The sequence below is a fragment of the Andreprevotia lacus DSM 23236 genome, assembly GCF_900176275.1.
In the GTDB taxonomy this organism is placed as follows: Bacteria; Pseudomonadota; Gammaproteobacteria; order Burkholderiales; family Chitinibacteraceae; genus Andreprevotia; species Andreprevotia lacus.
Genome location: NZ_FWXD01000018.1, coordinates 17218 through 31683 on the forward strand (window position 1 = coordinate 17218; position 14466 = coordinate 31683).

Annotated in this window: 17 protein-coding genes; 1 reads left to right on the forward strand and 16 read right to left on the reverse strand. The window is 59.3% G+C overall.

What is annotated here, in order from left to right; translation table 11 throughout:
* Positions 1-7: 7 nt before the first annotated feature.
* The 14 genes from fliF to B9A19_RS14775 form a co-directional block, all read right to left on the reverse strand.
* Entirely contained in the window at positions 8-1399 is a 1392-nt protein-coding gene (fliF, locus tag B9A19_RS14710; RefSeq protein ID WP_084091567.1) for a flagellar basal-body MS-ring/collar protein FliF, read from the reverse strand.
* Positions 1400-1412: 13 nt separating this feature from the next.
* The gene (gene fliE, locus B9A19_RS14715) at positions 1413-1724 is read right to left on the reverse strand and encodes a flagellar hook-basal body complex protein FliE (RefSeq protein ID WP_084091568.1); all 312 of its coding nucleotides are present in this window, start codon (positions 1722-1724) and stop codon (positions 1413-1415) included.
* Positions 1725-1726: 2 nt separating this feature from the next.
* Positions 1727-2152: a flagellar basal body rod protein FlgC gene (gene flgC / locus B9A19_RS14720; protein WP_084091569.1), complete on the reverse strand. Its 426-nt coding sequence runs from the start codon at positions 2150-2152 to the stop codon at positions 1727-1729.
* Positions 2152-2532 carry a flagellar basal body rod protein FlgB gene (gene flgB / locus B9A19_RS14725; RefSeq protein ID WP_084091570.1) on the reverse strand — a complete coding sequence of 127 codons (381 nt, stop codon included), beginning with the start codon at positions 2530-2532 and terminating at the stop codon, positions 2152-2154. Before flgB ends, flgC begins: the two co-directional genes overlap by 1 nt.
* Positions 2533-2547: 15 nt before the next feature.
* Positions 2548-3591, reverse strand: a complete 1044-nt coding sequence (locus tag B9A19_RS14730) for a flagellar basal body P-ring protein FlgI (protein WP_245804351.1) — start codon at positions 3589-3591, stop codon at positions 2548-2550.
* A gap of 80 nt (positions 3592-3671) precedes the next feature.
* Complete coding sequence (locus B9A19_RS14735; protein ID WP_084091572.1) at positions 3672-4250, reverse strand: flagellar basal body L-ring protein FlgH; 579 nt, start codon at positions 4248-4250, stop codon at positions 3672-3674.
* Positions 4247-5212 (reverse strand): flagellar basal body P-ring formation chaperone FlgA, encoded by a 966-nt coding sequence (gene flgA / locus B9A19_RS14740; RefSeq protein ID WP_084091573.1) that lies wholly within the window; start codon positions 5210-5212, stop codon positions 4247-4249. The genes B9A19_RS14735 and flgA overlap by 4 nt, the downstream gene beginning before the upstream one ends.
* A complete protein-coding gene (locus B9A19_RS14745; protein WP_139798870.1) occupies positions 5212-5982 on the reverse strand; it encodes a flagellar hook-basal body protein in 771 nt (256 codons plus the stop codon). Before B9A19_RS14745 ends, flgA begins: the two co-directional genes overlap by 1 nt.
* Positions 5983-5993: 11 nt before the next feature.
* On the reverse strand, positions 5994-6698 hold the full coding sequence (locus B9A19_RS14750) for a flagellar hook-basal body protein (RefSeq protein ID WP_084091575.1): 705 nt from the start codon (positions 6696-6698) through the stop codon (positions 5994-5996).
* A 6-nt stretch (positions 6699-6704) separates the two neighbouring features.
* Positions 6705-8747, reverse strand: coding sequence for a flagellar biosynthesis protein FlhA (gene flhA, locus B9A19_RS14755; protein WP_084091576.1), 2043 nt, complete (start codon positions 8745-8747; stop codon positions 6705-6707).
* Positions 8744-9832: an EscU/YscU/HrcU family type III secretion system export apparatus switch protein gene (locus B9A19_RS14760; protein WP_176216955.1), complete on the reverse strand. Its 1089-nt coding sequence runs from the start codon at positions 9830-9832 to the stop codon at positions 8744-8746. The genes flhA and B9A19_RS14760 overlap by 4 nt, the downstream gene beginning before the upstream one ends.
* Before the next feature lie 7 nt (positions 9833-9839).
* Positions 9840-10625 (reverse strand): flagellar biosynthetic protein FliR, encoded by a 786-nt coding sequence (locus B9A19_RS14765; RefSeq protein WP_084091578.1) that lies wholly within the window; start codon positions 10623-10625, stop codon positions 9840-9842.
* Positions 10618-10884 (reverse strand): flagellar biosynthetic protein FliQ, encoded by a 267-nt coding sequence (locus B9A19_RS14770; protein ID WP_084091579.1) that lies wholly within the window; start codon positions 10882-10884, stop codon positions 10618-10620. Before B9A19_RS14770 ends, B9A19_RS14765 begins: the two co-directional genes overlap by 8 nt.
* 305 nt (positions 10885-11189) lie before the next feature.
* Positions 11190-12062, reverse strand: coding sequence for an REP-associated tyrosine transposase (locus B9A19_RS14775; RefSeq protein ID WP_084091580.1), 873 nt, complete (start codon positions 12060-12062; stop codon positions 11190-11192).
* Between the two features lie 249 nt (positions 12063-12311).
* On the opposite strand from B9A19_RS14775, the gene B9A19_RS14780 reads away from it, so the two are divergent.
* Positions 12312-13541, forward strand: a complete 1230-nt coding sequence (locus tag B9A19_RS14780; RefSeq protein ID WP_084091581.1) for an IS4 family transposase — start codon at positions 12312-12314, stop codon at positions 13539-13541.
* Positions 13542-13712: 171 nt separating this feature from the next.
* Here the strand turns inward: B9A19_RS14780 and B9A19_RS14785 are convergent, their stop codons facing one another.
* Both B9A19_RS14785 and B9A19_RS14790 read right to left on the reverse strand, forming a co-directional pair.
* Positions 13713-14039, reverse strand: a complete 327-nt coding sequence (locus tag B9A19_RS14785) for a transposase (RefSeq protein ID WP_217807078.1) — start codon at positions 14037-14039, stop codon at positions 13713-13715.
* 88 nt (positions 14040-14127) lie between these two features.
* Positions 14128-14460: a hypothetical protein gene (locus tag B9A19_RS14790; protein ID WP_139798871.1), complete on the reverse strand. Its 333-nt coding sequence runs from the start codon at positions 14458-14460 to the stop codon at positions 14128-14130.
* Between the last annotated feature and the right edge of the window lie 6 nt (positions 14461-14466).

Genomic DNA, 14466 nt, shown 5'->3' on the forward strand with positions numbered 1-14466 from the left:
CGGCTACTCATGCCTTGTCCTCCTCACGCTCAGCCGCAAGCCAGGCATTGACCTTGCCCAGCAGGTGTTCGCGCTCTGCCTCACTCAGACCGGCGGCAACCGAAGGATTGCGCCTGGTGCTCTGCCACAACAAGGCCAGCATGATGATTCCTGCAATGGCACCCAATGCAGCCACAACAGACCAAGGGCGCTGTGCTGTTGGGGGAGTACCTGCCGGTACAACGTCCGAGGGCACTTCACCAGCAGCCGGCGGCACGGCCTGTGGCTGCGATGCCTGCTCGAGCGGATTCATCGTATACAGCGCAACGCGATCCCCACGATCTTCGACCAGCCCGACAGTGTTCGCGACGACACTCTTGAATTGGGCAGCCTCGGCCTCGGACAACGGCTTATCGACCACAACAGCCACGCTGATACGCTCGACCCCACCTGGACCACGCTCGATCTGCTCGGTCTTGCGACCGACCTGATAGTCGTATTCGCTTTGCGTTACCTCGTCGGTATCAACTTGCCCTGCTTTCGGGCGCGTACTCTGACGCTCGCGCAACACCACGCCGGTACCACGCTCCTTGTCTGCCGGCAGGACGTCATCAATGACCTGTTTGCTGGTTTTGTCGTTCAACTGAACATCGACACTGGCAATCGCACGCCCTGCGCCGAAGGTCTTGTCGAGCACTGCGTCAAGTTTCTGGCGCAAATAACCCTCAAGATTGCGCTTGGCCTCGACAACGTCGGCCGACATGGTTTCCCCCGCCAGATCCTTGCGGCCATGTGTCAGCGCAACGCCGTGCTGATCAACAATGGTGACATCAGCCGGTTCGATATCGGCCACCGATGCAGCAACCAGGCGCTGAATGCCCTTGACCTGTTCTGTGCCCAGTTGATGCCCTGGCTTGAGTGTCAGCGTGACAGATGCCTTGGACTGCGCATCCTTGCGTTTGAACAATCCCTGCTCCGACATGGCCAGATGCACTCGTGCAGCCTGGATATCATCGACAGACAGAATGGTGCGGGTGATTTCGCCTTGCAATGCACGTTGGTAGTTCACCTTCTGGGCAAACTCCGTCATGCTGAAATCGCTGTTGTTAAACAGCTCGAAACCCACTGTGCCATGCAGCGGAATATCCTGCCCCATCAGCTGCAGGCGGATCTTGTGCACATTCTCTGCCGGCACGAGGATAGTGCTGCCACCCTGCTCCAGCCGGTATGGCTGCTTCATGCGGTCAAGCGCGCCCACCATGGCAGACGCATCCTGCGCCGACAGCCCGGAGAACAGCACGCCGTCTTCCTGATGCAAAGCCCACCAGACCAGACCCGCCGTCAGCAGCAAAATGGCAAACGCACCAACCATCAGCCCGAAGCGCGCCGCGCGATCGAGCCTGTTCCAGAATTCCTTCACGCTCCGTCTTCCCTTACATCTGCATTCGCATCAGATCCTGATACGTTTCCAATAATCGGTTGCGAACCTGCATGACCAGCTGGACGGACAATTTCGCGTCTTCAAACTGCATCATTACCTGATGCAAATTGCTGGTATCACCCAGCGCCAGCTGCTGCAGACCTTGGTCGGCAACGGCCAGTTTTTCGTTGGTTTGTGCCAGCTGCTGCTCAAACCAAGCAGCAAATCCGGCTTGTGGGCCAGCCGCTGCTGCCACACCGTTTTCGATGCCAACTGGCGCAATCGGTGCAATCGGGGCGATTGCCATCATGGCTTCAATGCTCATGCTCAGCTCCCGATTTCCAGCGCGCGCTGTGCCATGGTCTTGGCAGCATTCATCGCAACAACATTCGCCTCGTACGCGCGCAACGCCGTGGTCATGTTGACCATCTCGGTCAGATGATTGATGGCTGGCATTTCGACATCGCCATCGCTGTTCGCAGCCGGATTACCCGGGTCATGAATCTTGCGTGGCGGCAGGTCCAGGGTTTCGATCCGCGCTTGCGGTGCTTGTGCCAGCAAGGCACCAGCACTGGAAAAATGGCCGGCAAACGATGCGCCTGGGGCAGCAACCACGCGCAGCGGCTGATAAAGCTTGCCATCCACACCACGCGTGGTCTGCATGTTGGCCAGATTGAGGGCCGTCACATCAAGCCGCTGCTTTTCCACCTGCAGACCAGCAGCGCTGATCGCAAATGCGTTCATGTAATTCATCAGCGTTTTCCGTCGTTGATCAGCAAATTGAGAATGGCGTAGTGATGCGATACACCCTTGAGCAGAGATTGATAGCGCACGACGTTCTGGCTGAGCTCGGCGGCTTGCAGATCAAGGTTGCCACCGCCTTCCGCCTGCGCAGTGCTGGCTTGTTCCAGCCGCGCGGCTACACCGGCCAGGTCTGACGGGCTGATGGCGCGGCCGGCAGCAAGGTCGCTGCGCACCGCATCAAGCTGATCCTCGAAACTGACGCTGAATGGCTTGTAGCCGGCAGTGTTGGCATTGGCAATATTGGCCGCAATGGCCTGATGCCGCAGGCTGGCCGCATCCAGCGCCTTGGACGCCAGATCTAGGGTGACTGAACCGATGCTGTCTAGCATGTATAAACCCGGTATTTATTGAATAATCAAATCAGCATGCAAGGCGCCCGACGCCTTGAGTGCCCGCAAAATGGAAATGATGTCGCGCGTATTGGTCTTGATGCGCGTCAGCGACTGGATCAGGTCGGCCACCGTATTGCCAGCCACGTCGACTTGCTTGTTGCTACCCTCAGACACATCAATGCGCGAATTGGACACCACCTCGGTACGCACGCCTGGGCCCGTATCGCGCACAAAGGAGGGTTGCGATACGCTGTTATCGGTCATGATGGCGACTTTCATTTCGCCATGCGAAATCGATACCTTGGCGATTTGCACATCGCCGCCCGACACCACCGTGCCGGTCCGCTCGTTGACCACCACACGCGCACGGTTGTCCGGCTGCACAGAGAGCCGCTCGATGCGTGCAATGAAATCAACCAGCCGCGCGCCCGATTCTGCCGGTGCATCAATCTCTACCGCCGACGCGTCACGCGGCGACGCAACTGTGCGCCCCATTGCCTGATTGATGGCGTTTGCCACGCGCGAAGCGGTCGTAAAGTCCGGGTCTGCCAGCACAAAGGTCAGTTTTTGCCGGTCATTCACAACCTTGGCATTCACGCCGACTTCAACCGTAGCGCCACTTGGAATCGCCCCGACAGTGGGATGGTTTTTCTGCACCACACTGCCGTTCAAATCGTAGTGATAACCACCGACCGCCAAGTCGCCCTGTGCCAGCGCATAGACACGATCATTGGCGCCCTTCAGCGGTGTCAGCAGCAGGCTGCCGCCCACCAAGCTGCGAGCATCACCCATGGAAGTCACCGTTACATCGATCGCGTCGCCCGGCTGCGCAAAGGCCGGCAGGCTGGCCTTGACCAGCACGATGGCCGTATTGCGGCTCAGTACATCCTCGGGCGCCAGATTGATGCCAAACTGGCTCAGCGTATTGCTGATCGACTGCCGCGTGGCCTTGTTACCGGACGAATCACCCGTACCTGCCAAACCGGTCACGATGCCATAACCGACCAGCGCATTCTCACGCCAGCCAGCCAGCCGCCCCAGATCCTTCACACGCACTCCATCGACTGCGGCGCACAAAGGCATCAGCAACGACAGGGACAGCAACAGTACACATTTCACCCAGCAGCGCATTGCCATTACCACCCCAATACCGTCAACAAGCGGCTCCACCAGGATGGCTTCTGCCGATCCGCCAGCTCGCCCTGCCCCGCATAGCGGATCGATGCCTCGCCCAGTCGCGAGGAAAGCACGGTATTGCCCTTGTCGACATCCGCGGGACGCACCACACCCTGCAGCAAGATTTCCTGTTTCTCGTCGTTGATATCCAGCATCTGCCGGCCATTGACCTCGAGATCACCATTCTGTCGAACGGCAACCACGTTCACGGTAATCTGCGCCAGCAAACGCCCAGAGCGCTGCACACGGCCTTGCGCATCGAAATCATTACCCACCTGCAGGCTGGCGCCATGCTTGACGCGATTGTCGTAGTCCAGCTTCAAGCCAACATCGTTGTTGCGGCTGGCCGAGGTATCGGCCGTTGTTGCTGCCGTCGAGTTCTCTACCACCATGACGGTCAGCAGATCACCCGCCCGGTAGGCACGGCGATCAGCGACATACGCGTGGTAAGTCTGCTCGTTGTAGAGCGCCTCGGCCCAAACGGATTCAACACTTGCACAAAGCAGCAACGCGCAAGCAACGGTGACGTATCTGTTCATTGCATACCTATCAAAACAATCTGGCCGCGCCCCAGTACACGGGCTTTCACCGGCTCGGTACCCGCAACAGGGCGAACCTGAATCACGCTGCCGACATCCCCGTCGGCCAGCGCAACAGCAACCGTCTGCAAACGCACGGCGCCCTGCTCTACCTGCAACGGCACCCGATCGCCCAAGGCAATGGCAGGCGCTGTCCTGGCAGCCAGTTCATCAAGCAGTTCACCGGCTCTGAGCGCGCGCGACAAGCGCTGCGTACCGTTGCAATCCGGCGCAACCGGCAAGTTGGGCACACGCGCCACATCAATCTGCCGGCGCTCGAACAGCACGCATGCAACTGCGGCACCGGCAGCCATATCTTGCCGAGCAAACCAGCCATCGCGCATAGCTTGGGCCGTGATCGACACCGCTACGCTGCGATAGAACCGCCCATCTACATTCACATCCACGGTGACGGTCTGCTGTGACTTCAAGCGTCCCGGCACCGGCCTGGCAACAGCCGCGACAGCCCCCAAAGGCACCTCGATGCCAGTCGGCACATCCTGGACGGCCAATACAGGCTGGTCCTGCACGTAGCGCGAGCGCAACGCATCAAGCGCAACCTCGCCCAGCAAGCGAACATCAAGCAGCTGGCCGCGGGTGCGCAACTGCGCCGCGGTGGCGCCTTGCCACGCTATCTGCGCCGCCGGTCCATAACCGGCTTGCCGCAAGGCAGTCACGAGCTGAGTGCGCGTCAGCGTACGCAGCTCACCAATACGTGGGGAAGAACCCAACTGCAGAGACTCCAGCCGGGCACACTCAGCCGTATCGCTGCAGTTCAACCGGGCCAGATCCGCAAAGCGTACCAAGCCACCCTCGACGGTGGCCTGTTCTATCAGCGTCGCAGACACAGTACCCGCACTGGCCATCGTGGCAGCGCAAAAGCTCAAGCAGCAGAAAAGGAAATGGCGCAGCATCGACAACATCAGCGGCGCAGGTTGTTGACCATGCCCATCAGTTCATCGGCGGTCTGTACCAGCTTGCTGCTAAGCTCATAACCACGCTGGGCCAGCATCAAGCGGGCCATTTCGTCGATCATGTTCACATTGGCACCTTCAAGCTGCCCTTGGGCCAAGGTGCCCATACCGTCCTTGCCGGGCGTACCGGTAACCGCCTCGCCCGAGGCAGCAGTGCTGCGGAACAAGCCGTTACCCATGCCCTCCAGCGCATCCGCCCGGGCAAAACGCGACAACTCGAGGCGTGCAATTTCAACCGGGGCCGTGCCACTGGGGAAATGCGCCTCTACACGACCATCGGGGTAGACCTTCCAGCCCGTGGCATTAGTCGGCAACTGCACCTTGGGTTCAAGTGCATAACCTTGCGCCGTCATCAGCACACCATTGTCATCCACGGAGAGCGTACCGCCACGTACATAGGCTGCCGTACCATCGCTGAGCGCTACCTTGAAAAAACCCGTGCCATCAATCGCAATGTCTGCATCGGTCCCGGTTACACGCAGGCTACCCTGCGTGAAATCGAACTGCAGCGGGTTGGCGGCAACGCCGCCCGGCTGCATGACGGGTGCGCCACCAGTGGCATCGGCGGCCGACATACCCTTGTTCATGACCTCGTGAAACTGCACCCGCGTCGCCTTGAAGCCCGGGGTGTTCATATTGGTCAGGTTTTGGGCAATCGCATCAATCTGCGCCTGCTGCGAGGACATGCCACTGACACCAAGATAAAGTGCATCAATCACGCTTTTGCTTCCTAGAATTCGCCAAATTTCTGAATAGCCTTGCTGATGGCGTCGTCATAGCCTTGGAACAGCTTCTGGCTGGCCTCGAAATGCCGCATGGTTTCCAGCAGCCCGACCATTTCGGCTGCGGTCGATACATTGGCCATTTCCAGATAGCCGCTGCGCACTTCAGCCTGAGCTTGTCCGGCCGCTGCACCAGCCGGCGCGCGATAGGTGCCATTGCCAACCGCCTGCAGTGTGATTCCCTGCTCGAAACGAACCAGCTGCAACTGCCCGGCCAGATTGCCATCCACCCGGATATTGCCGGCGCTGTCGACCTTGACGTTGCCGGGAGGCAAGCGCAGCTCGCCCTGGGTTGTCAGCACCGGCATGCCCGTATCGGTTACCAGCCGGCCATCTGCCGCCACCTGGAAATCGCCGCGGCGGGTATACACCACGCCAGCCGGGCCCTGCACGCTGAAATAGGCATCGCCACTCAACGCCAGATCCAGTGCCCGACCGGTGGCCTTGAACGCGCCCGGGGTCGTATCAACGCTAGTCTCATACGGTGCTGCCTGTACCTGACCGTCAAACACGCTGGCAAAGGACTGCAGCTGGCCCACCTGCCGACGGTATCCCGGCGTATTGGCATTCACCATATTGTGCGAATACATATCGATGCGCTGGCTATCGCGCTGCAGCGCCTGGGCTGCGATTACAAAAGCATCAGTCGTCATATCTTCTTATCCTGCCGCTACCGAACCAAACGCCCGCAGCTCCACCGTATTGGGCACTTCGGTCAACGCAATCACCCGCAGATGCGGCATCATCCGCTCCGACAACATGCGCAGCTGGCGGCGCAGTTCGGGCGTGCATAGCAGCACCGGCATCAGATTGCTCTTCATCATTTTCTCTACCTGTTGCGCCAATTGGCGCAGCATTTTCTCGGTGGTTTGCGGATCAATTCCGGCAACACCGTTCTCACCCGGATGAATGCCTTGCAGCAGGCGCTGCTCAACCGCTGGATCCAGCGTCAGCACCTGCAACACGTTCTGATTGTTCGCCAATGCCTGGCAAATGATGGGCCCCAAGCGTTGCCGCGCCATTTCGGTCAGATAGTTGATGTCCTTGCTAGCCTTGGCGGCTTCACCCAGGGTTTCCAGAATGGCCTGCAAGGCGCGGATCGATACCTTTTCGCGCAGCAGGTTTTGCAGCACGCGGTGAATGTCGCCCACGCTCAGCAAAGTGGGCACGATCTCCTCCACCAGGCCCGCCTGCTGCTGGCGCAGGCGGTTCAACAGCCGGTCGGTCTCGGCGCGGGTCAACAGCGCTGCCGATTGCTGGCGCAGCACCTCACACAGATGGGTGAGGAAAACGGTGGCCGGGTCGACCAGCGTATATTTGCCGGCACGGGCCGCATCCTTCTCGCTGTCTTCAATCCACACCGCCGGCAAGCCGTAGCTTGGGTCCTTGGTCTCGACGCCATTGAGCTTGCGTGCATTCGGATTGGCACGAATCGCCAGCGTATGCGCAGGCATCAACTCGCTGCGGGCGGCCACGGCGCCATAAATGGCGATCTCGTACCCGTCCTGCGGCATGCGCGCCGCCTCACGGATTTTGACCTTGGGCAGCACCAGGCCTGATTCGCTGGCATATTGCTTGCGGAATACGCCGATGCGCTCCATCAACACTAGCTGCGACTCGCCCAGCAAACTGCCCAGGCTGGGTGCGATGTATACCTCGACCGGCTCGATATCGAGTTCGCCGTAGGCATCTTCTTCATCACTGGCAGCGTCTGCATCATCCTGTGCATCTGCTGCAGCGGGCTCGTTTTGCAAACGCCGCGACCACCAGGCCATCGCGAAAAAGCCCAAAGACAACCCCGCTGCCGGCAAGGCTGGAATACCCGGCAAAAACAACAACACGCCCAGCGCACCGCTAACCAGCAGCAACGTTTTCGGAAATGCGCCCAACTGCCGGATCACTTCCTTGCCCAAGTGCGCATCGGATGCCGAGCGCGTGACGATCAAGCCTGTACCCACCGAAATCACCAGTGCCGGCACCTGCGTGACAATACCGTCACCAATCGTCAGCAGCGTGAAGGTGCGCATGGCATCAGCCAGCGGCATGCCCATTTGCATCACGCCGATGACCAAGCCGCCGATGATGTTGATCAGCATGATGATGATGCCGGCAATCGCATCGCCCTTCACAAACTTGCTGGCGCCATCCATGGCACCATAAAAACCGGCTTCCTTCTCCAGGTTTTTACGACGGCGCTTGGCTTCTTCCTGATCGATGAAGCCCATATTCAGATCGGCATCGATGCTCATCTGCTGACCGGGCATGCTGTCCAGCGTAAAACGCGCGGCAACTTCCGAAACGCGCTGTGCACCGTTGGTCACCACCACGTACTGCACTACGATCAGGATCAGGAACACGATCAGGCCGATGGCATAGTTACCGCCGATCACATAGCCGCCCACGGCGCCGATCACCCTGCCTGCATCACCATGGCCCAGAATCAGCCGGGTTGCCGCCACATTCAACGACAAGCGGAACAAGGTAGCAATCAGCAGCAGCGACGGAAAGGTGGAGAACTCCACCGGCTTGGGCATATAGAACGTCAGCAGCAGGATCAGTAGCGCAAAGCTGAAGTTGGCCAGAATCAGCACATCCAGCAAGCCGGCCGGGATGGGGGTGAACAGCACCACCAGCACGCCCATCACAAGCAGGACGATGGCGATATCCGTATTTTGCTGAAAAACGCGGCGCAATGCGTTCATGCTGCGCTCCCCTGCTGGTTGGCACGCGCACGGCGCATGGCGTAAATCCACACCAGGATTTTGGCCACCTCGGGGTACAGGGACTCAGGTACGTATTGCTCAGTATCCACCTGGCGGAACAAGGCACGCGCCAGCGGCGGGTTCTGCACCACCACCACATTGTGGCGTGCTGCCACCTGTTTCATCTTGGTTACGATGCCGCCTGCACCTTTGGCCACCACCTGCGGCGCCAGCATGTCGCCATGCTTGTAGCGTACCGCCACCGCGTAATGAACCGGATTAGTGATCAACACATCCGATTCCGGAATCTGCGCCAAACCCTTGGTACGCTTGAGAAATTCCATACGCAATTCGCGCAGGCGCGAGCGGATGCGCGGGTCACCTTCGCGCATTTTGTGTTCATCGCGAATATCGCGGCGGCTCATGCGCATCTGGCGCAGGTATTCCCAGCGCGCAAAGGCAAAGTCCACGATGGCGAAAATCGCCATCACCATCGCCATCTTGAACAGCAGCGAGCCGCACTGCTCCAGCAGCACACGCCCGTATTGATGCACATCGGCATTGGGCAGCGCCACCAGCATGGTGCGCATGTTCAGCAGCCCCATCGCCAGCACGGCGCCGATCACCACCAGTTTGAGCACGCTCTTGCCGGATTCATACACGATGCGCATCGAAAAGAAACGTTTGAACCCGGTGGCCGGATTCAGTTTGTTCCAGTCCGGCTTGATCGGGTGCACGCTGAATACCGGCCCGGTCTGCGCCAGGCTGGTGACCACCGCCGCAATCATCACCGACAGCAGCAATGGCGCCAGCGGGCTGGCCAGCGCCAACAGCACTGCCCCCAGCCAGCTCATGATGCCGTTGGCCGACCAATCACTGCGCCCGGCCTCGTTCAGCACGGCCTGCAAGATGGTCAGTATCTGGTTGACCGCATGCCAGCCATAACCGAAGAAAAACACCAGCAAAGCGCACAGCACGCCGACATAGACCAGGTCCACACTCTTGGCCACCGAGCCCTTGCCACGCGCCTGCTCCAGTTTGTAGGGCGTCGCCTGCTCGCTGCGATCGTGATCTTGCTCTGCCATGATCGCCTTACGCCGCCAGCACGCGTTCCCAGAACGGGAACATGGCATTCAGGGATTTGGCCACCACGGGGCCCAGATAGCGCAGCGAGAACGCCAGCATGCTCAAGCCGATCAACACCTTGAGCGGCATACTGATCACGAACACATTCAACTGCGGAATATTGCGCGACAGCACCGCCATGCCCAGCTCGACCAGCAGCAGGCACACCATCACCGGTGCGGCCAGCTTCAGGCCATAGACGAACATACTGCCCAGCTGCTCCACCAGCACGGTGGGCGAAAGCTGCATGGGCCGGAAAGTGCCCAGCGGCACCACCTCCAGAGTGGCAGCAAAGCCGCGCAGCAGCATATGGTGCAAATCGGCCAGAAAGAACGCCACCACGGCAAACAGATCGAACAGGCGCGCCAGCACTGGTGATTGCCGGCGCGTAACCGGGTCAAACAAGGCGCCAAGATTGAAGCCGATCTGGAAATCCAGCAAATGGCCGGCCAGCGAAAACGCGCCAAACGCGGTAAACACACCAAACGCCAGCGCGGCGCCAAACAGCACCTCGGCCAGCATCATGCCCGCCAAACCGAACACATCATGAGGTTGCGCGGGCAAAGGCCCCTGCCAGCCCGCCATGCAAAACGCCAAGGCCAGCACCAGCATCGCGCGCAAGCGCGTGGGCATGGCCACCCCGGCCAAAACCGGCGTGAGCGAAATGGCAGCAGCCAGCCGCGTTGCGCACAGCAGCGTGGCCACCAGCCGCGCCGTATCGTAGCGCAGCGCCAAGCCCAGCATGTCAGCCATGCTGCCCCGCACTCAGGATCAGGTTGGTGGCGTAGCTGAGCAGCGTGCGCAGCATCCACGGGCCGAACACGATCAGCGCCACCACGCTGGCCACCAGCTTGGGCACAAAACTGAGCGACATGTCCTGCACCTGCGTCACCACCTGGATGACACTGATCAACAGGCCTACCACCATCGCAACCAGCAGCACCGGCAACGATAGCAGCAAGCCCTTCCACAGCATGGCTGCGATTAACTGGTGCGCCTGATCGAACTGCATGAGAAATTTGAAATACAACGTAAGAAAAATAGCAGGCGCATCATACATTCACCCGATACCATCTGGACAAACTGGTATGTAACCGAATGACAAACAGCAATCGCCTATCGCCAAGACACCGCCACTAAGCAAGGAAAGACGCCAAATCAGCAAAAAATTATGCCAGGCAAGTATCGACAGCACACTGTATCAAACTCGCAACAAGCTCGTTAGCGGCCATGCAAGCTGAAGGCTTTCAACAGAACTCAGTGCAAAGCTGACACAAAAAACCAGACCACCCCACACGGCGGCCTTGCTTTGTGCCTTCAGCGCTGTTTGCCGCTTGCCACGCTGTCTTGCCCATTTTTAACGATTCGGCTGACCGTGGCATAGTGCAGACCAAAGTGCACAGCCACTTCCTGCAGGGTATAGCCACCACTGCGATAAGCTGCGGCAATCGCCTCGTTTCTGCTGGCGTGATTTGCTGCATACCAAGCCAGCGGCTGGGCTTGCGGTCGGCGTTGGGCGCGGGGGATTTCGTGCAGGCTGCTTGCATCTGTACCCTGCTCTGCCAACCGGGCCTGCATTTGTGCCAGAAAAGCATCGCTGCCCAGAAACACCTGCCCACGCACCGCCTGCCACGGCGAGGGGCGATGCAGACCCGCCGCGACAAAGCGGCAATAGGCCAACCGGGCCGCATCGGCTTGATCGCCAAAGCAGGCCAGCAATGACTTTGCCGCCAGCCAGTCAGGGGCATCATCACCCAGCATGGCGCTATAGCTGCTCCATGGCCAGTCTGCTGCACTGGCCACCATGCCGGCACGCACCGGGTTGAGCACGATATATCGTGCCAGCTCAAGCAGATACGTTTCCCGCTCGACCAGAATGCCCTTATAGCGCCCCTGAAACACATGACCCACCCGGCCATGGCTGCGGTTGAAATCCTGCGTATACACGCCATTGAGCTGGCGCATGCCGGCCGATAGATTGCCTTCCACCGTTTCCACCAGCAGGTGGTAGTGATTGCTCATCAGGCAATACGCCTGCACCCGCCAGTTGAAGCGCTCGCACACCTGCCCCAGCAGCAACAGAAACTGCTGGCGGTCGGCATCATTCAGATAGATATCTTCGCGCCGATCACCGCGTGCGGTGACGTGGTACAGCGCACCAGCAAACTCCAACCGCAACGGACGGGCCATGATGTTGAAACTCCTGCACAAACTGGAGTTTCAACATAGGTCAGGCTGGGGCGGAATGCAAAAAACAAGACCTGACCCCGAATTTCCCGCTAACCGCAACGGACGGGCCACGATGTTGAAACTCCTGCACAAACTGGAGTTTCAACTTAGGTCAGGCTGGGGTGGAATGCAAAAAACAAGACCTGACCCAATACTGTTTGGTTAGGTGCATTTATCCTATACTGAGCCATCTCCCCCCAAGGTGCAGCGATGGCACGGACCAAGGCAGTCCTCAGTAGTGGCGCAAGGCTCAGTGACCACCTCAGCGCCAGCCTGCTGGCCAGAGTTTACCCCGCCCCGCTGATCAACCAGATTCTGGATCAGCAGGGCCGCAACAGCCAGCGCATCCGCAGCTTTCCTGCCTTGGCCGGCGTCTACTACTGCATGGCCCTCAGCCTTTACCCCGAAGCCAGCTATGAGGCGGTATTTTCGGTGGTGGCGCAAGGCCTCGCCTGGGCCGAAGGCCGGCCCGAGCCATCTCCCGTCAACAAGTCTTCCATCAGCGAATTGCGCAGCAAGCTCGGTGCCGAGCCGCTACAGGCTTTAATGGCTGCGGCCTGCGTACCCCTGGCCGATCCCGCTCATCATCCGCATGCCTTCTATCGTGGCCTGCGCCTGGTGGCCATCGATGGCAGCAATATCGATCTGCCCGACGAAGTCGAGAATGTGACTGCATTTGGCTACCCCGGCAGCCGTACCGGCCAGGCTGGCTATCCTCAGGCGCAATGCGCGGTGCTGGTCGAGTGCGGTACCCATGCCCTCTTTGCCGCCCATCTGGGACCTTATCGCAGTGCCGAGTGGGCGATTTGCCAACCGTTGCTGGCCAACCTGCACGCCGGCATGCTGTGCCTGGCAGACCGGGGCTTCAACGGTTATGCGCATTGGCAGGCCGCCCGGGCCACTGGGGCTGATCTGCTCTGGCGCTGCGCGCATAACCGCCGCCTGCCGGTCGTGACGGCCTTGCCGGATGGCTCTTACCTGAGCGTGATCTATCCCGATGACAAGGCAAGACGGCAGGACATGGATGGCATCCCGGTGCGGGTCATCGAGTACAGTTTGCCCAAGCTGGACGGCGCGGCCATACGCTATCGCCTGATGACGACGCTGTTGTCGGCCGAAGCGGCGCCGGCAGCCGAGCTGGCAGCGTGCTATCACGCACGCTGGCAGGTTGAAGCGGTGTTCGATGAGCTCAAGACCCATTTGCAGCAGGGGCGCAGGACGTTACGCTCCAAGACGCCTGAGCTGGTCAGGCAGGAGTTTTATGGCTGGGTGCTGGCGCACTATGCGGTGCGCTGGTTGATGCATCAGGTCGCCAGTGCGCACCGCAGTCGTCATGATGATCTTTCGTTCGTGGGACACGTGCAGTTGCTGCGGCGTACCCAGCCCCGCTCCGGGGCCTTTCCCCCCAGGGCGGGCAGCCGCAAGGCGCTGGTTTCGTGAGTGGCTGGCAGCGGGTGCGCGCTTGCGGGCGGTACGTACTGTGGGGCAGCGCGCGCCCAGGCAGGTGAAGCGACGGAACTCGCCGTATGCTGCCCATGATCATTGCTACCCACGCAGGCGGCAGGGGGACTGGTCAGTGCAGGTGCTAGTGCGGGAGGAGCGGAAATCTGGCTAACCAAACAGTATTGAGACCTGACCCCGGATTTCCGGAGTTTTTTTAGCGGCGTTTGATGAAACTGCCGGAAACTGCCGGCCATAAAACGTGGTCTGTCCCCCAATATTGCCCTCGGCGGCAGATGACGACAAAAGCAAGTGCACATGATTGGTCATCAATACGTAAGCGTGCACCGCGCAGCCTGTCTTGCCCGCGTATTCTTTTAGCCAATCCAGGTAGACCCGGTAATCCTCGTCGGCAAAGAAGCAGGCCTGCCGGTTATTGCCCCGCTGTATCAGATGCAGCGGAACACCGGGAAGATAGACACGGGCGCGGCGCGGCATGGACTTCTCCAGTTAACGAAACTGGCTGAAACATAGACCATAAAACGTGCTCTGTCCCCTAATATTCTTTTTTTCATGACCCCATTTTTCAGCATTCCGGGCGCTCCCGACTTTCATCCAAAAATTTTAAAATCATATCAACCTGATTCTGAAATACTTCCCAATTACCACCCTCCCGCCAATCAACATTCGTTTCACGCTCTAGATCCTCTACAAATTTTCCTGCCTTATCGCTCCTTGCCTCTTGCAGCACAGCTACAACTGCTTGCAAATTCCCCTTTTTTGCAAAAAATGACAGCCTATACGCTGAATTTTTTGCCAATTCTATAAATGCCAAATCCTCCCAAACAAGTTCATCAGCCTGGTAGTAACTTTCAAACTCCCTAAATACCAGAGCATACATATCACAGTCCTTGATCATTTCCTT

Bases quoted from the DNA above. Each gene is read 5' to 3' on its own strand.
- fliE (WP_084091568.1), bottom strand. From the start codon at position 1,724: ATGAGCATTGAAGCCATGATGGCAATCGCCCCGATTGCACCGATTGCG.
- flgC (WP_084091569.1), bottom strand. From the start codon at position 2,152: ATGAATTACATGAACGCATTTGCGATCAGCGCTGCTGGTCTGCAGGTG.
- flgB (WP_084091570.1), bottom strand. From the start codon at position 2,532: ATGCTAGACAGCATCGGTTCAGTCACCCTAGATCTGGCGTCCAAGGCG.
- B9A19_RS14735 (WP_084091572.1), bottom strand. From the start codon at position 4,250: ATGAACAGATACGTCACCGTTGCTTGCGCGTTGCTGCTTTGTGCAAGT.
- flgA (WP_084091573.1), bottom strand. From the start codon at position 5,212: ATGTTGTCGATGCTGCGCCATTTCCTTTTCTGCTGCTTGAGCTTTTGC.
- B9A19_RS14750 (WP_084091575.1), bottom strand. From the start codon at position 6,698: ATGACGACTGATGCTTTTGTAATCGCAGCCCAGGCGCTGCAGCGCGAT.
- flhA (WP_084091576.1), bottom strand. From the start codon at position 8,747: ATGAACGCATTGCGCCGCGTTTTTCAGCAAAATACGGATATCGCCATC.
- B9A19_RS14760 (WP_176216955.1), bottom strand. From the start codon at position 9,832: ATGGCAGAGCAAGATCACGATCGCAGCGAGCAGGCGACGCCCTACAAA.
- B9A19_RS14765 (WP_084091578.1), bottom strand. From the start codon at position 10,625: ATGGCTGACATGCTGGGCTTGGCGCTGCGCTACGATACGGCGCGGCTG.
- B9A19_RS14770 (WP_084091579.1), bottom strand. From the start codon at position 10,884: ATGCAGTTCGATCAGGCGCACCAGTTAATCGCAGCCATGCTGTGGAAG.
- B9A19_RS14775 (WP_084091580.1), bottom strand. From the start codon at position 12,062: ATGGCCCGTCCGTTGCGGTTGGAGTTTGCTGGTGCGCTGTACCACGTC.
- B9A19_RS14780 (WP_084091581.1), top strand. From the start codon at position 12,312: ATGGCACGGACCAAGGCAGTCCTCAGTAGTGGCGCAAGGCTCAGTGAC.
- B9A19_RS14785 (WP_217807078.1), bottom strand. From the start codon at position 14,039: ATGCCGCGCCGCGCCCGTGTCTATCTTCCCGGTGTTCCGCTGCATCTG.
- B9A19_RS14790 (WP_139798871.1), bottom strand. From the start codon at position 14,460: ATGATCAAGGACTGTGATATGTATGCTCTGGTATTTAGGGAGTTTGAA.